General features: G+C 65.0%; 18 protein-coding genes and 1 tRNA gene. 10 read left to right on the top strand and 9 right to left on the bottom strand.

All coding sequences use genetic code 11. The features are described from left to right. Nucleotides 1–169 precede the first annotated feature (169 nt). Both clpP and tig read right to left on the bottom strand, forming a co-directional pair. Nucleotides 170–823: an ATP-dependent Clp endopeptidase proteolytic subunit ClpP gene (gene clpP, locus U5A57_RS27910; protein WP_028206978.1), complete on the bottom strand. Its 654-nt coding sequence runs from the start codon at nucleotides 821–823 to the stop codon at nucleotides 170–172. 160 nt (nucleotides 824–983) lie between these two features. After that, nucleotides 984–2,330 (bottom strand): trigger factor, encoded by a 1,347-nt coding sequence (tig, locus tag U5A57_RS27905; RefSeq protein ID WP_321914861.1) that lies wholly within the window; start codon nucleotides 2,328–2,330, stop codon nucleotides 984–986. Between the two features lie 428 nt (nucleotides 2,331–2,758). On the opposite strand from tig, the gene U5A57_RS27900 reads away from it, so the two are divergent. Together U5A57_RS27900 and U5A57_RS27895 are read left to right on the top strand one after the other, a co-directional pair. After that, nucleotides 2,759–3,916 carry a glycerate kinase gene (locus tag U5A57_RS27900; RefSeq protein ID WP_321914860.1) on the top strand — a complete coding sequence of 386 codons (1,158 nt, stop codon included), beginning with the start codon at nucleotides 2,759–2,761 and terminating at the stop codon, nucleotides 3,914–3,916. A 233-nt stretch (nucleotides 3,917–4,149) separates the two neighbouring features. Beyond that, complete coding sequence (locus tag U5A57_RS27895) at nucleotides 4,150–4,596, top strand: MarR family winged helix-turn-helix transcriptional regulator (protein ID WP_028206975.1); 447 nt, start codon at nucleotides 4,150–4,152, stop codon at nucleotides 4,594–4,596. 143 nt (nucleotides 4,597–4,739) lie between these two features. Here the strand turns inward: U5A57_RS27895 and U5A57_RS27890 are convergent. Further along, a tRNA-Leu gene (locus tag U5A57_RS27890) sits at nucleotides 4,740–4,826 on the bottom strand. A gap of 432 nt (nucleotides 4,827–5,258) precedes the next feature. On the opposite strand from U5A57_RS27890, the gene U5A57_RS27885 reads away from it, so the two are divergent. Continuing rightward, nucleotides 5,259–6,101, top strand: a complete 843-nt coding sequence (locus U5A57_RS27885) for a squalene/phytoene synthase family protein (protein WP_321914931.1) — start codon at nucleotides 5,259–5,261, stop codon at nucleotides 6,099–6,101. A gap of 14 nt (nucleotides 6,102–6,115) precedes the next feature. Here the strand turns inward: U5A57_RS27885 and U5A57_RS27880 are convergent, their stop codons facing one another. The 3 genes from U5A57_RS27880 to U5A57_RS27870 form a co-directional block, all read right to left on the bottom strand. Then, a complete protein-coding gene (locus U5A57_RS27880) occupies nucleotides 6,116–7,351 on the bottom strand; it encodes a DUF1501 domain-containing protein (RefSeq protein WP_321914859.1) in 1,236 nt (411 codons plus the stop codon). Nucleotides 7,352–7,419: 68 nt separating this feature from the next. Beyond that, a complete protein-coding gene (locus U5A57_RS27875) occupies nucleotides 7,420–8,928 on the bottom strand; it encodes a DUF1800 domain-containing protein (RefSeq protein ID WP_321914858.1) in 1,509 nt (502 codons plus the stop codon). A gap of 245 nt (nucleotides 8,929–9,173) precedes the next feature. Beyond that, complete coding sequence (locus tag U5A57_RS27870) at nucleotides 9,174–9,509, bottom strand: hypothetical protein (RefSeq protein WP_321914857.1); 336 nt, start codon at nucleotides 9,507–9,509, stop codon at nucleotides 9,174–9,176. A 230-nt stretch (nucleotides 9,510–9,739) separates the two neighbouring features. Between U5A57_RS27870 and ompR the strand changes: the two genes are divergently transcribed. The 3 genes from ompR to U5A57_RS27855 all read left to right on the top strand — a co-directional run bounded on the left by ompR (nucleotide 9,740) and on the right by U5A57_RS27855 (nucleotide 12,590). Next, nucleotides 9,740–10,474: a two-component system response regulator OmpR gene (gene ompR / locus U5A57_RS27865; RefSeq protein WP_027814652.1), complete on the top strand. Its 735-nt coding sequence runs from the start codon at nucleotides 9,740–9,742 to the stop codon at nucleotides 10,472–10,474. A 53-nt stretch (nucleotides 10,475–10,527) separates the two neighbouring features. Continuing rightward, entirely contained in the window at nucleotides 10,528–11,877 is a 1,350-nt protein-coding gene (locus U5A57_RS27860; RefSeq protein ID WP_321914856.1) for an ATP-binding protein, read from the top strand. Between the two features lie 164 nt (nucleotides 11,878–12,041). Then, nucleotides 12,042–12,590, top strand: a complete 549-nt coding sequence (locus U5A57_RS27855; RefSeq protein ID WP_321914855.1) for a peroxiredoxin — start codon at nucleotides 12,042–12,044, stop codon at nucleotides 12,588–12,590. Nucleotides 12,591–12,606: 16 nt separating this feature from the next. Here U5A57_RS27855 and U5A57_RS27850 read toward each other — a convergent pair whose 3' ends face one another. The 3 genes from U5A57_RS27850 to ispD all read right to left on the bottom strand — a co-directional run bounded on the left by U5A57_RS27850 (nucleotide 12,607) and on the right by ispD (nucleotide 15,158). Then, nucleotides 12,607–13,743 carry an acyltransferase gene (locus U5A57_RS27850; protein WP_321914854.1) on the bottom strand — a complete coding sequence of 379 codons (1,137 nt, stop codon included), beginning with the start codon at nucleotides 13,741–13,743 and terminating at the stop codon, nucleotides 12,607–12,609. Between the two features lie 172 nt (nucleotides 13,744–13,915). Next, nucleotides 13,916–14,395, bottom strand: a complete 480-nt coding sequence (gene ispF, locus U5A57_RS27845) for a 2-C-methyl-D-erythritol 2,4-cyclodiphosphate synthase (protein WP_321914853.1) — start codon at nucleotides 14,393–14,395, stop codon at nucleotides 13,916–13,918. Between the two features lie 43 nt (nucleotides 14,396–14,438). After that, on the bottom strand, nucleotides 14,439–15,158 hold the full coding sequence (gene ispD / locus U5A57_RS27840) for a 2-C-methyl-D-erythritol 4-phosphate cytidylyltransferase (RefSeq protein ID WP_321914852.1): 720 nt from the start codon (nucleotides 15,156–15,158) through the stop codon (nucleotides 14,439–14,441). Nucleotides 15,159–15,371: 213 nt separating this feature from the next. Between ispD and mfd the strand changes: the two genes are divergently transcribed. The 4 genes from mfd (at nucleotide 15,372) to mscL (ending at nucleotide 21,935) form a co-directional block, all read left to right on the top strand. Continuing rightward, nucleotides 15,372–18,851 (top strand): transcription-repair coupling factor, encoded by a 3,480-nt coding sequence (mfd, locus tag U5A57_RS27835; protein WP_321914851.1) that lies wholly within the window; start codon nucleotides 15,372–15,374, stop codon nucleotides 18,849–18,851. A 181-nt stretch (nucleotides 18,852–19,032) separates the two neighbouring features. Beyond that, a complete protein-coding gene (gene argE / locus U5A57_RS27830) occupies nucleotides 19,033–20,256 on the top strand; it encodes an acetylornithine deacetylase (protein WP_321914850.1) in 1,224 nt (407 codons plus the stop codon). A 21-nt stretch (nucleotides 20,257–20,277) separates the two neighbouring features. Further along, nucleotides 20,278–21,288 carry a threonine/serine dehydratase gene (locus tag U5A57_RS27825; RefSeq protein WP_321914849.1) on the top strand — a complete coding sequence of 337 codons (1,011 nt, stop codon included), beginning with the start codon at nucleotides 20,278–20,280 and terminating at the stop codon, nucleotides 21,286–21,288. A 200-nt stretch (nucleotides 21,289–21,488) separates the two neighbouring features. Further along, on the top strand, nucleotides 21,489–21,935 hold the full coding sequence (gene mscL, locus U5A57_RS27820; RefSeq protein ID WP_321914848.1) for a large conductance mechanosensitive channel protein MscL: 447 nt from the start codon (nucleotides 21,489–21,491) through the stop codon (nucleotides 21,933–21,935). Nucleotides 21,936–21,943 lie beyond the last annotated feature (8 nt).

The raw sequence follows: 21,943 nt of genomic DNA, 5'->3' as shown, positions 1-21,943 counted from the left end.
GCTGTGACGGCGTTGGGGGCCGCAGGCCGCGAAGCGCGTTTGCCGATTATTCCACAAGGTCTGCGCGGCGTCGGCTATCCCCTTTTGTACGGGGGCCGAGCTGATCCTTCAGGACTGCGCCTGCGCGCCGCCCTTCGCAGGGTCGGACGCGCAAAACCGCTCTCGCAGCTTAAGGACGCTTGTGCAGAACCTGGTCGACGAGACCGTATGCCTGAGCGTCGTCACCCGACATGAAATTGTCGCGATCCGTGTCGCGCGCAATGCGCTCGACCGGCTGACCCGTATGGTGCGCGAGCAACTGGTTCAGGCGCTCTTTCAGGTACAGGATTTCGCGAGCCTGGATTTCGATGTCCGAAGCCTGGCCGCGCGCGCCGCCGAGCGGCTGGTGAATCATCACGCGCGAATTCGGCAGCGCGAAACGCTTGCCCTTGGCGCCCGACGCCAGCAGGAACGCGCCCATGCTGGCCGCGAGGCCCATGCAAAGGGTCGAAACGTCCGGCTTGATGAACTGCATCGTGTCGTAAATCGCCATGCCGGCCGAGACCGAGCCGCCCGGGCTGTTGATGTACAGGCTGATGTCCTTGTCCGGGTTTTCGCTTTCGAGGAACAACAGCTGGGCGACCACGAGGTTCGCCGTCTGGTCGTTCACTTCGCCGACCAGGAACACCACGCGCTCCTTGAGCAGGCGCGAGTAGATGTCGTAGGAACGTTCGCCGCGACCGCTCGTTTCGACGACGATCGGCACGAGGCCGAGCGCCTGCGGGTCGAAGTCTCGCGACGAGTGGGAGGTCAACGTATCCAGCGATTGAGCGCGAATGGTCATGCGGTGCATCCTTGTCTGGAAAAGTTCTTCTGATATACCGGTATGGCGACGGACCCTGGTTAAATCAACCACACGGGCAGCATGGCTAAAACCTGCGGATACAAAAACGGCGTGCTGGCCGTCGGTCGCTCCGACAGCCGGCACGCCGTAGCGGGCAGATTTAAGCCTGCGCCGTCGCGCTTGCCAGTTCTTCGAAGCTAACTTGCTTGTCCGTCACCTTGGCCTTGCCGAGCACGAAGTCCACGACGTTCGATTCGACGACGTAGGCTTCCATTTCGGCCAGACGCTGCTGGTTGGAATAATACCAGCGCACGACCTCCTTCGGGTCCTCATAGCTTTTCGCGAATTCGTCGACTTCAGCACGGATTTGCTCCGGCTTCGCCTCGAGGCTGTTGGCCTTCACGAGTTCGGCGAGCACGAGACCGAGCTTCACGCGGCGCTCGGCTTGTTCCTTGAACATTTCGGCCGGGATCGGCGCGTCCTTGGCGTTCGGCACACCACGCTGCGCGAGGTCGGCGCGCGCCATTTCGACGAGGCGTTCCTGATCCTGCTCGACGAGTGCGTTCGGCACGTCGAGCTCAGCGATCTTCAGCAGCGCGTCCATCACCTGGTTCTTGACGATGGATTGCGTGCGGCGCTTCGCTTCGCGCTCGAGGTTGTCCTTGATTTCAGCGCGCATCTTCACGAGGTCGCCGTCGGCGATGCCGAGCGACTTGGCGAATTCGCCGTCGATTTCCGGCAGGTGCGGCCACTCGATCTGCTGCATCGTGATCGTGAACTTCGCCGTCTTGCCGGCGACGTCCTTGCCGTGATAGTCCTCGGGGAACGCGAGGTCGAATTCGCGCGACTCGCCTTTCTTCAGGCCGATCGCGGCCTTTTCGAATTCCGGCAGCATGCGGCCTTCGCCCAGCACGAAGGCGAAGCCTTCGGCGGTGCCGCCCGGGAACGCGACGTCGTCGATCTTGCCGACGAAGTCGACCGTCACGCGGTCGCCTTCCTTCGCTGCGGTGTCGGCGCCGCCGTCACCGTGCTCGCCGGCTTCGCCGCGAGCGTGGAAGTGCACGCGCTGCTTGCGCAGGATGTCGAGCGTGCGGTCGATTTCGGCTTCGGTGATGCTCGTGGTCGTGCGCTCGATTTCGGCCGTTGCGACGTCGCCGAGTTTCACTTCCGGGTAGACCTCGAAGGTCGCGTCGAACGCGTAGTCGCCTTCAGCGGCTTCCGACTTCGGTGCGAAGCTCGGCTGGCCGGCAACGCGCAGATTCTCGGCGCGGCTGATGTCGAAGAATTCCTTGCCGACCTTGTCGCTCAGGACTTCGGCTTCGACCTGGCCCGAATACTGCTGCGTGACCATCTTGAGCGGCACCTTGCCCGGGCGGAAGCCCGGCATGCGCACGTTCTTTGCGAGTTTACGGATGCGCGAATCGATTTCTTTCTGCACGGCGTCCTTCGGCAGGGAAATCGTCACGCGGCGTTCGAGCTTGCCGAGGTTTTCAACAACGTTAGCCATGGCTTCAATCGTCCTAAAATTGTTCGAGCGAATCAGTAATCTGTGGTCTTTGCGTGCCGCAGTCCGCTGGGGGCCCGCCGGGGTCAACCGGGGTCCAGCAACCCGCTTTGGAGCTGAACGCAGGCGCCTCGTGCGCCGCTCAACAGCGCCGAAACGGGCGGCTTGCGGTGCGGTTCCGTCAAAAGAGCCAAGTATTTTAGCAAACTATTTCCCGGTACCAGTGGAATTGCCGTTTGCGTGTGTTATGTGCCTGTTTTTGACCTGATTTCGGCCTGCTTTTGAACCGCTACGCGCCTGAAGCGCGCTCCGATGCGCGCTATCGCAACGCCGTTATCCAGCCCACGCGGCGAGGCTGTTAAGCTTACGCTCGCGCCGGACGCCCCGCCGGCCGCAGCCGCTCCCAACACAATTCTTCCAGCAGAGACACCATGCCGAATTCGTCGACTGACGCTCCCGTTATCGTCATTGCTCCAGACTCTTTTAAAGGCTCGCTCAGCGCGGACGGGGTCGCCGCCGCGATCGCCGAGGGCATCCGCCGCGTGCGCGCCGACGCCGACATCCGTATCCGTCCCATGGCCGATGGCGGCGAAGGCACGCTCGACGCGATGCTGTCGATCGGCGGCGAGCGCCGGGTCATGACCGTGGAAGGCGCAGCGGGCCCGAAGCGCGACGCCGCGGTCGGGCTGCTGAGCGACGGCAGCGCGATCGTCGAAACCGCCGAGATCGTCGGCATCACGGACCCTGTCGGCATGGGCGTGCCGGTGGAGGCGCGCAGCACGCGCGGCATGGGCGAAGCGATCCGCGCGCTGCTCGACGAAGGCGTGCGGCGCTTTTACGTGGCGCTCGGCGGCAGCAGCACCAACGACGCAGGCGCCGGTTTGCTCGCGGGCCTCGGCCTGCAACTCTTCGACGCCGCTGGCAAGCCGCTGGCGCCCACGCCGCAAGCGCTCGCGCAAGTCGCACGGGTGGACGTTTCCGGGCTAGACGCGCGACTTCGCGAGGCGTCGTTCGTCGGCATGTCGGACGTGGACAATCCGCTCACGGGCGAGCACGGCGCGACTGCCGTGTTCGGTCCGCAAAAAGGCGTGACGCCGGAGCAGGTCGCGCCGATCGACGCGGCGCTCGGCCGTTTCGCTGACCTGCTCGAAGCGGCGCTGGGTCGCCGCGTGCGCGACGAAGCCGGCTCCGGTGCGGCCGGCGGCCTCGGTTTCGCGCTACGCATGCTCGGCGCGAGCTTCGAGCCCGGCGCCGAAGTCGTTGCGCGCACCATCGGTCTGGACGAAGCACTCGATCGCGCCGACTGGCTCATCACCGGCGAAGGCCGCTCGGACGTGCAGACACTGCACGGCAAGGCGCCGTTCATCGCCTGCCGCCACGCCGCAGCCGTGGGCGTGCCCGCCACGCTGCTCTCGGGCGCCGTGGACGCAGCCGCCCTGCCGCGTCTCGCGGAGCATTTCAGCGGCTGCTTCTCGCCTGCGCCGGGCCCCATCACGCTCGAAACCGCGATTCGCGACGCCGCACGCCTGCTCGCCAACGAAGCGGAGCAGCTCGCCCGCCTCAAATACGCTGCGCGTACATCCAACTAGGCAAATTCGCCGGGGCACGCCGCCCCGGCTTTGGCGATGCCCCCGGGATTTCGCAGTCCGATCTGTTGAATACGCGGGCCACACATTCCGCAGTAAGCGATTAATAGATTCGTGCACCGAACCGAACGAGCCGCACAAGGGTTCGGATGCGTTGACCCGCGCGCAAGATGGGGCAACAATCATGGAATCGCGACACGATCGCGCCCTTCCCAAGCGACCAGACCAGGACTCCCATGAAGGCAAGCAAAGCCGGACTCGAACAATTCCTCACCTATCGGCTGCATGTCCTGAACAAACTCTCCGAACGGGGCGCCAGCGAACGCTACCAGGCGAAGCTCGGCATCACACTTCCGGAGGCTCGGCTCATTGCAGCTGTGGGGGCGTTCGGCCCGTTTTCCGTGATGGAGCTTGCGCGTCACGCGAATCTCGACAAGAGCCAGGCAAGCCGTGCAGCCGAGGCGCTGATGCGCCGCGGCCTCATGCAGCGCGACACGAGCGAGGAAGACGGACGCCTCGTGCTCGTTTCGCTCACAACCGATGGACGCGCGCTGTATCGCAAGGTCATGCCCATCGCGCGCAAGTGGAATGTCGACCTCTTCGCGAGCCTCGACGACAAGGAGCGCGACGCACTCGCGCGTGCGCTCGACAAGGTGATCGAAGCCATGCAGACCGAACTGTAAGGCGGTCCGCGCGAGCAGAGGCAATAAGCTAAACAGATGGCGGGCAGGATCGGGCAACATCCAGGCCGCCATCGCGAGTGCATCGCGCAAACGTCACACAAACAAAAAGGCCATGTACCTGACGGTACATGGCCTTTTTACTTTGGTGCGTGAGGCCGGACTCGAACCGGCACACCCTTGCGGGCGTCAGGACCTAAACCTGGTGCGTCTACCAATTTCGCCACTCACGCGAATTCTTTGCGCTTCTGTTCTTGCGCCCGGCAGGACCGCTGCGCTTCACTCCAGAAAACGCGCGCGATACAACCCTGTGCGACATGCCGACTGATCGAGTCCTCGTGAGACGCCGGTCGATGTTGTCCACCTCGCCCGCAATCCAGCCTGCTTTCTGACTACGCCTGCCGGCGGCGATGCTTCATTATGTGCCGGCCGCGTGCTTCCAGCTAAGCGTCAGAAAGCGCAAGCGCGAGATTCTAACCGATTGCCTGGCGCTTGTCTGCATCCTGAAAACAGTGCGCGAGGGGTCATGGCAGGCGCATCGTCGAGGGCGCAGGCGAGCCCCGCCCGGCCTGGCCGAAGCCGCGCCGATGCTAGAATCGCGGCTCTACCGTCGCGCCGCGCTCTGGTCGCCGCGCGAGCCGCTTTGCCCCACATCTCCAAACGCCGTGAACTTCGACGAATACTGCCTGCAAAAGGCGGCTCCCCCTGGTTCGAGCACTTACTACGCGCTGCGTCAGGCCCGCGCCGCACGCCAGCCGCTCTTGACCGCGCTCTTCGCGCTGCGCCGCGAACTCGAGGAAACCGCGAAAGAAACGAGCGACCCCACCGTCGGCCGCACGAAGCTCGCCTGGTGGCAAAAGGAACTGGCCGCGCTCGCCGCGGGCAATCCCGCGCATCCGGTCACGCAGGCGCTCGCCACGCATCTCGGCGATTCGAAGGCCGTCTATCCTGGCTTGCAGGCGCTGCTCGCTGGCTTCGAGATGGATTTCGAGCAGGCGCGCTATCTCGATCTGCCGAATCTGCGCCGCTATATGGACGGCGTGGGCGGCACGTTCGCCTCGCTCGTGGCGCAACTCAGCGCGCGCACGCAAGAGGACCGCCAGGACGCCGCGCGCTGGGCCGCGCCGCTTGGCAACGCGCTCATGCTCGCCCAGTTCGTGCCGGAGATCGGCAACGACGCGCGCCATGGCCGCATCTACGTGCCTATCGACGAATTGCAGCGCTATAACGTCACCGCCGCCGATCTCATCAACCGGCGCTACAGCGCGGAGTTCACTGAACTCATGCAGTTCCAGACCTCGCGTGCGCGCGAAGCGGTGCACGCCGCGCTCGACGCGATTCCCGCCTCGGCGCGCCGCGACCAGCGCACCTTGCGTGCGCTCGCCGCGCTCGAACTCGCGCTGCTCGACGAAGTCGAGCGCGAAGGCTACCAGGTGCTGCATCAGCAGATCGTGCTCACGCCCGTGCGCAAACTGTGGATCGCCTGGCGCGCCGCGCGCCGAAGCTGAGGCTCGCGCTTACGTTACGCGCGCAGCAACGGCAGCGGCTCGAAGCGCTGCTGCAGGACGGCCTGTGCGTCGAGCCCCCACCACGGGCCTAGCACGGTCGCGTAGATCTGCCTGAAGTCGACGCTTACGGGCAAATTGCCATTGCCATCGAGCTGCGCGAGTTGCGGCGCCTGCCCATAGAGCCCGCCCGCTACCCGCCCGCCTGCGACGAAGTGCGCCGAAGCCGTTCCGTGATCGGTGCCGCGACTTTGGTTCTCGCGCACGCGCCGCCCGAATTCCGCATACGTCACGATCAGTGTGCGATCCCAACGCCCGAGTTCCACGAGCGCCGAGCGCATCGCCTCCATGCCCGAGGCGAACTGGCGCAGCAAATCGGCATGACGCTGCGGCTGGTTCTGGTGCGTGTCGAAGCCGTTCAGCGTCAGACGAATCGCCGCGACGCCGCGCCCCGCCACCGGCGCGCCTTGCGCGGTGTCGCTCGATGCGAGCGCCTGCATGGCCGTCTTGATCGAGGCGCCGAATGCACCCGAAGGAAACGCCGTCTTCAGCGCGTAGTTGCCCGGGCGTGGCCGCAGGGCATCGGCGGCATGCACGATGTCGTTCTCGACATCGAGGATATGCGCGAGCGCCGGGTTGCGCTCCTTGAGCGTGACCGGCGTGACGAGGCGCGACGCGCGCGCGAACTGCGCCGGATTCACGAGCGCGATGGCGCGCGCGCCGTTCGAGAGCGGACCCATCTCGGCGCTGCCGAGCACGAGCGCATCGGCGGCAAATCCTGGCGGCACCGGCTCGCGTGCGAACGCGCGCGTGAGCCAGCCTTCGCGCAGATACTCATTGGAGCGCGAAGCCGTGTCCCAGATCTCGATCGAACGAAAGTGCGACAGATTCGGTTGCGCGTAGCTCACGCCCTGCACGATTGCAAGCTCGTGCGCCCGCCACATCGGCATGAGCGGCGCGAGCGCCGGATGCAGCGCCGTGCGCTCGTCCAGTTGTATCGCCTGCGCGCGTGGCACGCCAATGGCTTGCCGGTAGCGGTAATAAAGCGGATCGGCAAAAGGCACGACCGTGTTGAGGCCGTCGTTGCCGCCCTTGAGCTCGACGAGAATCAGCAGGTTCTCGTAGCCGCTAGCAAGGCCCGGGGGCGCGGGCGTTGCCCCTTGTGCGCGCGCGGCGCCAGGCAGCCATAGCGCAGAGCTCGCCATCGCGGCGGCGGCCGTCGCACCGGCTGCAAGAAAGTCGCGTCGCTTCATGGCTTGCCTCGCTTGTCAGTGCAGCGGCATACGCTGCCGCCAGGGATTCGGCCGTTCATGCCCATGCGTCACTTCAATTGATACACCGGATCCATCAGCAGTGCCTGGAGACAGGAACCCGCACTGCTGCCAACCGCGATCGCATCGACAGGCGCGAGCGGCAAGATCGCGTGCTGCATTTGCAACTGCGCTGAAAGACCGGGCGTGGCATCGGCAGTGAGACCGTAACGCGAAAGCCAGCCATCCAGATCGAAGCGCATACCGCCTTGCAATACATCGCGGCGCATTGCGTTCGCCACGTTTTGCATGCTTTGCGGCATGCTTGCCGCGACCTTGGCGGGTGCGCCCGACACAGGCGGCCGCCCCGCTTCCGTCGCACGAAACAACTGCTCGACGAACTGCTTGCGTGCGAGCAGCGTCGCGCTGTTGATCCACGACGCCCCGCCTGGCCACCCCTTCACGTTTGGCGGGTAAAACAGATTCTCGCCCAACGCCGCCGAGCGGCGCGCAAATGGCAACGTGTCGCCGTACACCACGTCGAACCGGCGCACCGTGCCGACGATGAACTCCACCGGCGAACTCACGAGCACGCCACGGTTGCGCTCATCCCAGAACGCTGGCGTCACGAGTAGCGCGCGAAGCGCATCGCCGACCTCATAGCCGCTCGCGCGAAAACGATCGGCGACGTTTGTGAGCTGCGCCTCGTCAGGCGTCGAGGAGATGAACTCGCGCCACAGCTTGCCGGATACATATCGGGCAGTTTGCGGCTGCGCGAGCAGGATGTCGAGCACCTGATCGCCGTCGAACGCCCCGCTGCGGCCAAGCACGGTCTTCTCACCACCGTCGTGCAGGTCGACGCGCCAGACGAACGCCTGAGTGTCGGGATCGAGACTCCAACCCGTATACGCGCGCGCCGCTTCGGCAACGTCGCGCTGCGAGTACTGGCCTTCGCCCAGCGTGAACAACTCCATCACTTCACGTGCGAAATTCTCGTTGGGCCTGCCCTTGCGATTGCTCGCGCCATCGAGGTAAAGCAGCATCGCGGGATCCTTCGCGACGGCATGCAGCAGGTTCGCGAAACTACCCAGCGCGTCGCGCCGCAAGAGCGCGTTTTGCGCGGCCATCAACTGCGGCTCACCAACCTTGTCCTGGCCCGAGGTGAAGTGGTTGTGCCAGAAAAGTGTCATGCGCTCGGTCAACGGCGACGACGTGACGAGCATCTCGCGCAGCCACCACGCGCGCAATTCGTCGTAGCGCGCGCCGCGCTGGCGCTGCGCTTCCTGACGCTCTTCCGGGGTCCGTGCATTGCGCTGCGCCCGGCTCGGCGGCACTTCGGCGGTCCATGCGGGCAGCGGCGTGAGCGCCTCGCTGCGCGCGCTGCCGACGAGTCGCGCGACAGCCTGCTCTCGCGTGAGACCCACATAAGGCGCCACTTCGCTCTCGCGCGGCGCGAAGCCCGTACGTACGAGAAGATGGCGGGCGTCGTCGGCGTCGAGCCGCGCATCCGCGCCAGTGTCTGGCGCCGACGCGTGCACGTCGGACTGCGCGTTTGGCCTCGACCGTCTGGAGTCGCTCATGATAAACGGGCGCACGACGAAACCGCCGGCGCAGTCAATGAATGTACCGGCTTAACGGCTGTGGCAAAACGGATGTTGACTACGCAATTGCTACGGTTTTTTTCAGCGCGTTTGCACGGCGCGAATGCACGATGGCATGCCGATAAAATCGTGAAAGGCGCGAGAAAGGCGTGAACGCGTCGCGAATTGAATATTGCGTAAACGTTATCGCCGCGCAGCGGCGTTGACGCACGCCGAAAGCAGTATTAGCGCTTGTACAGTTCGCGCACAGCGTCTTCGATATGCTGACGCAAGAGACGTCGCTCGTCGGGCGTCATATGGCCGTCGCGGCGGCGCTGATCGAGGTCGGGGGGAACGGCAGGACGCTGGTTGATGTCAGACGCTGGACGCGGAACCGTATCGCTGCGTATGCGCCGCATTGATGGCTTGCCGCCCTGAGAGCGGGCAAAGGACTGCGGGTTCTCGTAGCGGTCTGCGGAGGGCTGGGCCCGGGCCGGCAACGACTCCAGTGCAGCCGCCACGCCACCGGCTAGCGCCAGTGCAAGCATGGTGTGGCGCATTGTCGGCCTGACCCCTCCCATCGTTTTGTTCCCTTCTTGACGCGGCAAACGGCTACCTCGAATACATGTGCGAACCCGGCTCGGCGCGGGCATGAATTTTAAAGTCGAATGAAGTATCTACCGAACAGCCGCTTTACGTAAAGAAGTCTATCTGTCAGTGCTTGCCGTCGTGGCACAGCACGGGTAAATTTTGTAACTGACTGTAACCTGATAATTGGTGCAAACTCGCATCAGTATCCAATCGCGCTAAGATGCCAGGCATGGAAACCAAAAACCCGTCCAAAATTCTCGTTGTCGATGACGATCCCCGACTCCGGGACCTGCTGCGCCGCTACCTCGGCGAGCAGGGCTTCAATGTCTACGTGGCCGAAAACGCCCCCGCCATGAACAAGCTGTGGGTGCGCGAGCGCTTCGACCTGCTGGTGCTCGACCTCATGCTGCCAGGCGAAGACGGCCTGTCGATCTGCCGCCGTCTGCGCGGCAGCAACGACCGCACGCCCATCATCATGCTCACCGCCAAGGGCGAGGACGTGGATCGCATCGTCGGGCTCGAAATGGGCGCCGACGACTATCTGCCCAAGCCCTTCAACCCGCGCGAACTTGTCGCACGTATTCATGCGGTGCTGCGCCGTCAGGCGCCGTCTGAACTGCCGGGCGCGCCTTCGGAAACCACCGAGGTGTTCGAGTTCGGCGAATTCGCATTGAATCTCGCCACGCGCACGCTCACCAAGGCCGGCCAGGAAATTCCGCTCACCACGGGCGAATTCTCGGTGCTCAAGGTGTTCGCGCGTCATCCGCGCCAGCCGCTCTCGCGTGAAAAGCTCATGGAGCTTGCGCGCGGCCGTGAATACGAAGTGTTCGACCGTAGCCTCGACGTGCAGATCTCGCGCCTGCGCAAGCTCATCGAACCCGATCCGGGCAGCCCGCGTTTCATTCAAACGGTTTGGGGCCTCGGCTACGTGTTCATCCCCGACGGCGCCGCCTGATCCTGGATGGAGTCTCGTTGTCTGCACTGCCTCTGTTGAAACGGGAAGGGTCCATGCGGATTGACCGGCGTTTGCTCACGCTCGCGTTCGGCGATCTGTTCTGGCGCACCTTCCTGCTGATCGCCCTTCTCATCGCGGTGAGTCTCGCCGCGTGGTTCCAGAGCTTTCGCGTGATCGAGCGGGAGCCGCGCGCGCAGCGCGTGGCGCTCCAGCTCGTCGCGATCGTGAAGCTCACGCGCACGGCGCTCCTCTACTCCGATCCCGATCTGCGCCGCGCGCTGCTGCAGGATCTCGAGAGCAACGAGGGCGTGCGTGTGTACCCGCGCGAAACCACGGACAAGTACAAGCTCCAGCCCGACGAGTCGCTCAATCGTCTGATCGAGCATGACATTCGCGGGCGTCTTGGCGACGACACGATCATCGCGCAGTCCGTGAACGACATTCCGGGCGTGTGGATCAGCTTCAAGATCGACGACGACGACTACTGGGTCGCGCTCGACCGCGACCAGCTCGACAACGTCACAGGCCTGCAGTGGGTCGGATGGGGCGTTTCCGCGCTCGCGCTATCGCTTTTCGGGGCGGCCTTCATCACGAGCCTCGTGAACCGGCCATTCGCGCGTCTGGCCATGTCGGCGCGCATGCTGGGCTCCGGGCAGCCTCCCGCGCCCTTGCCCGAGAGCGGCATGGGCGTCGCCGCCGAAACGAATCGCTCGTTCAACCAGATGGTGCGCGACCTCGAGCAGCTGGAGGCCGACCGCGCGCTGATGCTCGCGGGCATCTCGCACGATTTGCGCACGCCGCTCGCGCGCCTGCGGCTCGAAACGGAGATGAGTCCGTCCGATCAGGCGACCAAGGACGCGATGATCGACGACATCGAGCAGATGGACATGATCATCGGCCGCTTCCTCGATTACGCGCGCCCCGCCCAGCGCATGCCCGAGCGCGTCGATCTCTCGGTCATTGCCGGCGAGATGGCCGCGCGCATGGCGAGCGAAGACGGCGTGCGCCTCATCACGCGGCTCGCGCCTTCGGCCATGATCGAAGCCGACGACACCGACATGCGCCGCGTGGTGGGCAATCTGATCGAAAACGCACGCAAATACGGCGCGAGCGAAACCGACGGTATTCCGCACATCATGCTCGAAACGCGCGTCTCGCACTCGCGCGTCGAACTTTCGGTGGTCGACGAAGGCCCGGGCATTCCCGAGGATCAGCTCCCGCTCGTCACGCGGCCGTTCTACCGCGTCGACACGGCTCGCACGCAGGCGAACGGCACCGGCCTCGGCATGGCCATCGTGCAGCGCCTCGTGGGCCGCTATCGCGGCGCGCTGCGCCTGCGCAACCGGCTGCCGGGCCCCGGTCTCGAAGTGACGATCGAGTTCCCGCTCGCCAAGGGCACCTGAGCCGCTTTCCCCTAGCTTGACCGAAAGCCGGCGGCGGCGCACCCTCGCATCACGCGCCGCCCGCACCTGCGACAATCGTTTTCATCGGCATGCCGCGTTGCGCTCTCGCGCGCGCGGCGTCAAAGCGGGCCGCGCTGCCCGCCTCTCGTCTGAGGAACTGCCCCATGAAAACCGTCGGCGACAAACTCGAGGCCTTCACCGTCACCGCCGCGAAGCCCGGCTTCAACCATCCCGTGGAAAACGGCGAATCGGCGTTCATCGAGATCACCGAACAGACCTTCGCCAACAAGTGGAAGGTCATCTACTTCTACCCCAAGGATTTCACGCTCGTTTGCCCCACCGAGATCATCGCGTTCGCAAGGCTCATCAAGGAATTCGATGACCGCGAAACGGTCGTCATGGGCGGCAGTTGCGACAACGAATATGTGAAGCTCGCGTGGCGGCGCGAGGACAAGACGCTCGATCGCCTCAATCACTATTCGTTTGGCGACGTGAAGGGCGAGCTCATCGATCAGCTCGGCATACGCGACAAGGAAGCGGGCGTGTCGCTGCGCGCAACGTTCATCGTCGATCCCGACAACACGATCCAGCATGTCACGGTGAACAACCTGAACGTCGGGCGCAGCGCCGAAGAAGTACTGCGCGTGCTCGACGGGCTGCAGACCGGCGAATTGTGCCCCGACGGCCGCGTGGTGGGCGGCGAGACGCTCTAGACCTCGCGCTGTTGCATCAAGTCCGGCTCGCCGCTGCGCGCGTGGGCAGGCGGTTGCGTATTGCCGTTTCGAGCGGTCGCTTCCACTCGAGCACGCGTTTTTCCAGAACCTGCCACGACAGATGCGCGAGCAGCACGGCTAACGCGAACTGCAGCACGAGCGCAAGAACGGGCTGCGCACCATCGGGCACATCGAGCCGCGCGTAAAACCCCGGCGCCACGCCAAGGCGCGACGGCACGAGGTTGTGAAACAGATAGAAGCCGTAGCTGATCGTGCCGAGATACGCGAGCGGCCGCACTTCCAGCACCGCAACGACCATGCTGTCCTGGCGACGCACGAGCCACAGAAACAGCGTGCCGAGCGCGAGCGCGAGTCCGATGTCGAAGAAGCCCGACTGTATCGTCGCGCCGTTCACGCCTTCGGCACAATCGGCGCGCGCCAGCGCGAAGCCGGCGATCGCCGCACACGCCCCGACGAACCACACCGCACTGAACACCCCCGGGCGCAACGGCACGCGCGCACCGCCGATCGCCAGTGCGCCGCCGAGCGCGAGCATGGCGAAATTCCATGGCGAAAACGCGTAAATCAGCGGCGCGATCGCCCCTTCCTCGTACAGCGCGAGATGCGCGAACGCAGCCGCCGCAATGACCACCGCGCAAAGCGCGAGATGGCGCGACGCGCGCATGAACAGCAGCGCAAACGGCGCGACGAGATAGAACTGCTGTTCGACCGCGAGGCTCCAGAAATGCGAAACGGTGCCGGGCCAGCCATCGTGCACCACGCCGATCCAGTAATTGGAGAGGAATACGAAATGCCACGCGAGCCCGAGGTCAACCTCGCGCTGATAGAAGCTCGCATGCGCGATGGTGAGTGCAACGAGCAGCAGGTAGTACACCGGAAAAATGCGCAGCGTGCGCTTCATGAAGAAAACGTACAGCAGCGCGGCCGTGCGAGCGCCGCGCTGTTCGATGCGAACCCGATTGCGATGCAGCTCTCCAATGATCAGATAACCGCTGATCAGAAAGAACAGCCAGACGCCGATCTTGCCCGCATCGATCGCGTCGACGTGGGCCTTGTGCGAGAGGAACACGAGCACGACTGCAAGCGCCCGCAGGCCGTCGAGGCCTTTCACGCGTTTTTCAACTCCCGCCATTGCCCTCCCCACTTCCGGATAGCGGTTCAGTATGGGACGAAAAAAACGGAAATTAATCGACAAGAAAAGCAACGGCGATGATTGCAATTGCAATCATCGCCGTAGGGCGCGGAGCAGGCACGCGCCCTGCTCTGCGCCGTTCAGCCCTTCAAAACAAGGGCTGAACGGAAGATCACGCGCGCAGCAGCAGTACAGCCGCCTGCGCTTCGATCCCTTCGCTGCGGCCGAGATAGCCGAGCTTTTCATTCGTCTTCGCCTTCACGTTCACGCGTTCGACCGGCAGGTTCAGGTCTTCGGCAATCGTCTTGCGCATCGATTCGATGTGGGGTGCGAGCTTGGGCGCCTGGGCGATCACCGTGGTATCGACGTTCATGAGCGCGAAGCCCGCCTCCTGCACGCGGCGCAGACATTCGCGCAGCAGCACGCGGCTGTTGGCGCCGTAGAACTGCTTGTCGGTGTCGGGGAAATGGCGGCCGATGTCGCCGAGCGCGGCGGCGCCGAACAGCGCGTCGGTAATGGCGTGCAGCAGCACGTCGGCGTCCGAGTGGCCGAGCAGGCCGCGATCATAGGGGATCGTCACGCCGCCGAGCACGAGCGGGCGGCCAGGCACCAGCGCGTGCACGTCGTAGCCTTGTCCGATTCTGATGTCCATGTGTGGGGTTCCAGGGGTTTCAGGTGTAGGGATTGCGGTGCGCTTATTCTGCGGGCCGGCTGAGGATCGCTTCGGCGAGCGCGAAGTCTTCGGGGTACGTCACCTTGAAGTTGCGCAGACTGCCCTGCACGAGACGCGGCGCGTGACCCAGCCATTCAATCGCGCTCGCTTCGTCGGTGAGATCGTGACCGTCTTGCTGCGCGCGCTCGATGGCCGTGCGCAGCATGCCGATACGGAACATCTGCGGCGTCTGGGCCTGCCAGAGTCCGTCGCGCGATTCGGTGCGCGCGATGTGTACGCCGGGCGCCGCGGGGTCCTTCGGGGCGACGCGCTTGAGCGTGTCCGCCACCGGCAGCGCCATGATGCCGCCCACGGGGTCGTCCTTGAGCGACTCGACGAGCGTGCGAATCAGCGCGGGCGTGATGCCGGGGCGCGCCGCATCGTGCACGAGCACCCAGTCGTTGTCGGTTGCGCCGAATTCGGCGAGCGCAGCCAGGCCGTTATAGACCGAGGCCTGGCGCGAGGCGCCGCCGCAACGCCGCACGGCAAAGCGCAGGCCGCCGAAGCGCCGGGCGTCGAAGTGGTTATCGTCGGGAGAAATCACCACGAGGGTTTGCGAGAATTCGTTGCAGGCGTCGAAAGCGGCGAGCGTATAGTGCAGGAGGTCGCGTCCGGCAACGATTCGATATTGTTTCGGCATGGCCGAGCCCGAACGGCTGCCGGTGCCGGCGCACGGAATCAGGGCAAAAAGGCGTGAAGTCACGGTGTCGCGAGCCGCATGAGTCAAAGTAAAGGACGGATTTTATAATAGGTCCCTTACCCGCACGCCGGACGCCCGCAAAACGTCGGCGAAACGTCGTCGAAACGCGCCGGATTCACTTGAAGACCAGTAACCGGCCCCCATATTCTGGCGTTGCACTCCGCCCGAACTGAACTGGCCACCCTACCGACACACGCGTCGGCCACCCTGTTGCCTATGTCCGATATCGCCGCTTCCTCGCAATCTCCGTCCCCCGTCTCCGTCGTCAAGCCGGGGCAGCGCTTCGCGTTCGACGGCACGCACGGCTCGTCCGACGCGCTCTTGATCGCGCGCTACCGCGAGGCCGCGCGCGCCGGCGCACGCCAGGCGCCGCTGCTGGCCGTGATTTGCGCCAGCGCCGTGGATGCCCAGCGGCTCGCTCAGGAGATTCCGTTCTTCGCGCCGGAGGCGCGCGTGCGCCTCTTGCCCGACTGGGAAACGCTGCCGTACGACACGTTCTCGCCGCACCAGGACCTCGTTTCAGAGCGTCTGGCTACGCTCCACGATCTCGGCGAAGGCCGCTGCGACATCCTGATCGTGCCGGCCACCACGGCGCTCTACCGCATGCCGCCCGCGTCGTTTCTCGCGGCCTATACGTTCTCGTTCTCGCAGGGCGAGCGCCTCGACGAAGCGAAGTTCAAGTCGCAGCTCACGCTCGCGGGCTACGAGCATGTGAGCCAGGTGGTGCGCCCCGGCGAATACTGCGTGCGCGGCTCGCTCATCGACCTCTTTCCGATGGGCTCGCCGCTGCCCTACCGCATCGACCTTTTCGACGACCAGGTCGACTCGATTCGCGCGTTCGACCCGGACAGCCAGCGCAGCCTGTACCCCGTGAAGGACGTGCGCCTGCTGCCTGGCCGCGAGTTTCCGTTCGACGAAGCAGCGCGCACGGCGTTTCGCAGCCGCTGGCGTGAAGTGTTCGAGGGCGACCCGAGCCGCGCGACGATCTACAAGGACATGGGCAATGGCGTGCCGTCGGCCGGCATCGAATACTACCTGCCGCTCTTTTTCGAAGAGACGGCTACGCTCTTCCACTATCTGCCGGAAAACGCCCAGCTGGTGTTCTCGGGCGACCTCGACGCGTCGATCCGCCGCTTCACGAACGACACGAAGCAGCGCCACAACTTCCTCTCGCACGACCGCGAGCGGCCGATCCTGGAGCCGCAGCGCCTCTTCCTGACCGACGAGGACTTCTTCGCGTTCGCAAAGCCGTTCGCGCGCCTCGTGCTGCCCGCTGCGAGCGCGGGCGGCTGGGCCACGGCGCTGCCGAATCTCGCAATCGACCGCCACGCCGACGACCCGCTCGCCTCGCTGCGCAGCTATCTCGACACGACGAAGAACCGCGTGCTGTTCGCAGTGGAGTCGGCGGGGCGGCGCGAAACCATTGCGCAACTGCTCGCCGACAACCATCTGCGCCCCGCGGGCGCCGACAGCTTCGAGGACTGGCTCACCGGCGACGAGCGCTTCGCGCTGGGCGTCGCGCCGCTTTCCACGGGCTTCTCGCTGCGGGGCGAGGAGCTTGCGGTCATCACCGAGACCGAGCTTTACGGCCCGCTTGCGCGCCGTGCGGGCCGTCGCCGCCAGGAGCAGGCGAGCAACGTCGATTCGATGGTGCGCGATCTCTCCGAACTCAAGGTGGGCGATCCGGTGGTCCATGCGCAACACGGCATCGGCCGGTATCACGGCCTCGTGACGATGGACCTCGGCGAAGGCGATACCGAATTCCTGCACCTCGAATATGCGAACGGCAGCAAGCTCTACGTGCCGGTCTCGCAATTGCACGTGATTTCACGCTACAGCGGCGCCGATCCGGATAGCGCGCCGCTTCATGCGCTGGGCTCCGGCCAGTGGGAAAAGGCACGCCGCAAGGCCGCGCAGCAGATCCGCGACACCGCGGCCGAGCTTTTGAATCTCTACGCGCGCCGCGCCGCGCGCGAAGGCCACGCGTTCGCGCTCGAACCGCGCGACTACGTCAAGTTCGCGGAAAGCTTCGGCTTCGAGGAAACGCCCGACCAGGCGGCCGCGATCGCCGCCGTGATCGGCGACATGACGAGCGGCAAGCCGATGGACCGCCTCGTGTGCGGCGACGTGGGCTTCGGCAAGACGGAAGTCGCGTTGCGCGCGGCGTTCATCGCCGTGATGGGCGGCAAGCAGGTGGCGATTCTCTCGCCCACCACGCTGCTCGCCGAGCAGCACACGCAAACCTTCACGGACCGCTTCGCCGACTGGCCCGTTCGCATTGCCGAACTCTCGCGCTTCAAGTCCGCGAAGGAAGTGAGCGGCGCGATCCAGCAGATCAACGACGGCAGCGTCGATATCGTAATCGGTACGCACAAGCTGCTGTCGTCCGATGTGCAGTTCAAGCGCCTCGGGCTCGTCATCATCGACGAGGAGCACCGCTTCGGCGTGCGCCAGAAGGAGGCGCTCAAGGCGCTGCGCGCGGAAGTGGACGTGCTCACGCTCACCGCCACGCCGATTCCGCGTACGCTCGGCATGGCGCTCGAAGGCCTGCGCGACTTCTCCGTGATCGCGACCGCGCCGCAAAAGCGGCTCGCCATCAAGACCTTCGTGCGCCGCGAGGAAGACAGCGTGATTCGCGAGGCCATGCTGCGCGAACTCAAGCGCGGCGGCCAGGTGTACTTCCTGCACAACGAAGTCGAGACCATCGAGAACCGCCGTGCGATGCTCGAAGCGCTGGTGCCCGAAGCGCGCATTGCGGTGGCGCACGGCCAGATGCACGAGCGCGAACTCGAAGCCGTGATGCGCGATTTCGTGGCGCAGCGCGCGAACGTGCTGCTCTGTACCACGATCATCGAGACCGGCATCGACGTGCCGACCGCGAACACGATCCTGATCCACCGCTCCGACAAGTTCGGTCTGGCGCAGTTGCACCAGTTGCGCGGCCGTGTCGGGCGCTCGCACCACCAGGCGTACGCGTATTTGCTCGTGCACGATCCGCAAGGGCTCACGAAGCAGGCGCAACGGCGGCTGGAAGCCATCCAGCAGATGGAGGAACTCGGCTCGGGCTTCTATCTGGCGATGCACGACCTCGAAATTCGCGGTACGGGCGAAGTGCTCGGCGACAAGCAGTCGGGCGAGATCCAGGAGATCGGCTTCCAGCTCTACACGGACATGCTCAACGACGCCGTGAAAGCGCTCAAAGACGGCCGCGAGCCCGATCTCAACGCGCCGCTCGCGGCGACCACCGAGATCAACCTGCACGCACCCGCGATCCTGCCAGCCGACTATTGCGGCGACGTTCAGGAGCGCCTGTCGCTCTACAAGCGCCTCGCGAACTGCGAGCACGACGATTCGATCGACGGCATCCAGGAAGAACTGATCGACCGCTTCGGCAAGATGCCGGCACAGGCCCACGCGTTGATCGAAACGCATCGTCTGCGACTGGCGGCGAAGCCGCTCGGCATCACGAAGATCGATGCGGGCGAAGCGGTCATCGGCCTGCAGTTCGTGCCGAATCCGCCCGTGGACGCCATGCGCATCATCGAGATGGTGCAGAAGCACAAGCACATCAAGCTCGCGGGCCAGGACAAGCTGCGCATCGAAACGCGCAGCCCCGACCTCGCCGTGCGCGTGGCTACCGTGAAGGAGACGTTGCGCGCGCTCGGTGCACCCAATCGCGCTGGCGCGTCGCGCTAAGCGCCCTTAGCGCATCTTCGGACGCCCGCGCGGTTTGCCCTCCGCGCGGGCGTTTTCACGTCATGCTGCAGCGCGCCATGTACACCGCAATCGTCGGGAACGTGTGACGCCGCACTGCCCGCTTTGGCTTGCCGCATTCTTTTTGGGTAAGATGAAGAATACAAGCAAGCTGGAGCCCAATATGTCCCTCGCCGCTGAAACAGCGCAGTCGTCTACGCCTTCCGCCTCCCTTCCCGCCTCGCTCCCCTGGGTCACCCGCCTCGTTTCGATGGACACGGTCAGCCGCCATCCGAATCTCGGCCTGATCGAGACCGTGCGCGACGATCTGCGTGCTCGCGGCATCGAATCGACGCTCACCTATGGCCGCGACGGCAAATGGGCCAACCTGTTCGCCACGATCCCCGCGCATGACGGCGAAACGAACGGCGGCATCGTGCTCTCCGGCCACACCGACGTGGTGCCCGTGGACGGCCAGAAATGGGACAGCGACCCGTTCAAGCCCGAGATCCGCGACGGCCTGCTCTATGGCCGCGGCACCTGCGACATGAAGGGTTTCATCGGCGCGGCGCTCACGCTCGTGCCCGAGATCCAGAAGACGAAACTCGCCAAGCCCCTGCACCTCGCGCTCTCGTTCGACGAGGAAGTGGGCTGCGTGGGCGCGCCGCTCATGATCGAAGAACTCGTGAAGCGCGGCGTGAAGCCCGAAGGCTGCATCGTGGGCGAACCCACGAGCATGCGCCCCATCGTGGCGCACAAGGGCATCAACGCGTACCAGTGCTGCGTGCGCGGCCAGGCCGCGCATTCGTCGCTCACGCCGCGCGGGCTGAACGCGATCGAGTACGCGGCGCGCCTCATCTGCTACATCCGCGACATGGCCGACGAATTCCGCGCGAACGGCCCGTTCGACGAGCTCTACGACGTGCCGTTCACGACCGCGCAAACCAGCACGATCGAAGGCGGCAATGCGATCAACACGGTGCCGGCCGAATGCCGTTTCGCGTTCGAGTTCCGCAATCTGCCGACGCTTAACCCCGACACGATCTTCGCGCGCATCGAACAGTACGCGCGCGAAACGCTCGTGCCGAAGATGCAACGCGAGCACGCGGTGGGCGCGATCGAGTTCACGAAGATCGCTGCGGCCCCCGGCCTCGACGCCACCGAGCAGGCCGCGATCACGCAACTCGTGCGCGCGCTCACCGCCGATGACGCACGCCGCAAGGTGGCCTACGGCACCGAGGCGGGCCTCTTTGCTCGCGCGGGCATTCCGAGCGTGGTGTGCGGGCCCGGCGACATCCAGCAGGCGCACAAGCCGAACGAATATGTCTCGCTCGAACAGCTCGCGGCGTGCGAAGGTTTCCTGCGCAAGCTCGTGCACGGCATGTCCGTCGAAGCCCTGGCGCAGTAATCTCGCTGGACGCGCACTATCATGTCCACCGCCTCGCCGCTTCCCACCAGCCACACGATAGACGGTGAGGCAATCCCCACCCTCGACGAGATCGCTTCGCAGCATTTCGCGCTCGCGCCGTGGGTGTTGCGCACGCCGGTGTTCGACCGCCACGATCTGTCCACGCTCGAAGCGACGCTCGTGAACTTCAAGTTCGAGCTGCTGCAGTCGAGCGGCAGCTTCAAGGTGCGCAGTGCGTTCACGCATCTGCTCGCGCTCGATGCCGCGCAACGCAGCGCCGGCGTCACGTGCGTGTCGGGCGGTAATCACGCCATGGCGGTTGGGTATGCGGCGATGCGGTTGGGCATCAGCGCGAAGGTCGTGCTCTTACGCACCACGAGCGCGGCGCGTGTCGCGCAATGCAGGCGCTTTGGCGCGGAAATCGTCGTGGCAAGCAACAGCAGCGAGGCGTTCGAGATCGTGCGCCGTATCGAGACCGACGAGGGACGCTATTTCGTGCATCCGTTCAACGGCTATCGCACAGTGCTCGGCACGGCCACACTCGGCTATGAATGGGCCACCCAGGCGCCCGATCTCGACGCGGTCGTTGTGCCCGTCGGCGGCGGCGGGCTCGCTGCGGGCGTTGCCACAGCGTTGCGGCTCGCGAACCCGCGCGTGCGCGTGTATGGCGTCGAGCCCGAGGGTTCGGACGTGATGAGCCGCAGCTTCGCCGCAAACCACACGGTGCGCCTGACGCATATGCACTCGATCGCCGACTCGCTCATGGCGTCGCATGCAGAGCAATACAGCTATACGCTGTGCCGCCGTCATCTCGAGCGCATCGTCACGGTCTCCGACGACGCGCTGCGCAGCGCGATGCGCGTGCTCTTCGAGCAACTCAAGCTCGCCGTGGAGCCCGCTTGCGCCGCAGCCACGGCGGGGCTGCTCGGGCCGCTGCGCGACACGCTGCAAGGCAAGCGCGTAGGCGTGCTGCTGGGTGGCAGCAACACCGATCCAGCAACCTTTCACGAGCAGATCTCGCTCGCGCACTGAAGTCGAAAGCAGGCCAAAGACGGGCTTCAATCAGCGCGGTGGGCACGCCGCGTGCGTCCGGTAGAACTTCGTCGCCAGTCCCCGGAGAAAGGTCAGGGAATGTCAAATTGCTACCGCGATACGGATGCGTTCGCTATGATTGCGCCAATACGCCGTATTGACCCCAGCCCCGTGCCGCGCCATTCAGGGAGAGCCCGCTCATGAGCATCGTCCAGGAGTTCAAGGAATTCGCCGTCAAAGGCAACGTGATGGATCTCGCCGTCGGTGTGATCATCGGCGGTGCGTTCTCGAGCATCGTCAACTCAATCGTGAAAGATCTCATCATGCCGGTCATCGGCGTGATCACGGGCGGCCTCGACTTCTCAAACATGTTCGTGCGGCTCGGACACATTCCGGCCAGCTATAAAGGCAACCCCGAGTCGTACAAGGATCTGCAGACTGCGGGCGTGGCCGTGTTCGGCTATGGCTCGTTCATCACCGCGGTGATCAACTTCGTCATCCTCGCGTTCATCATCTTTTTGATGGTGAAGTTCATCAACAAGCTGCGCCAGCCGCAGCCCGCTGCACCCGCCGAGCCGGCGCCCACGCCTGAAGACGTGCTGCTGCTGCGCGAGATCCGCGATTCGCTGCAGAACAATCCGCGCTGATCCGCGCG

The organism is Paraburkholderia sp. J11-2 (genome assembly GCF_905220185.1).
GTDB lineage: Bacteria > Pseudomonadota > Gammaproteobacteria > Burkholderiales > Burkholderiaceae > Paraburkholderia.
Note: the sequence above shows the minus strand (reverse complement) of the source record. Positions and strands in the feature narration are given on the sequence as shown.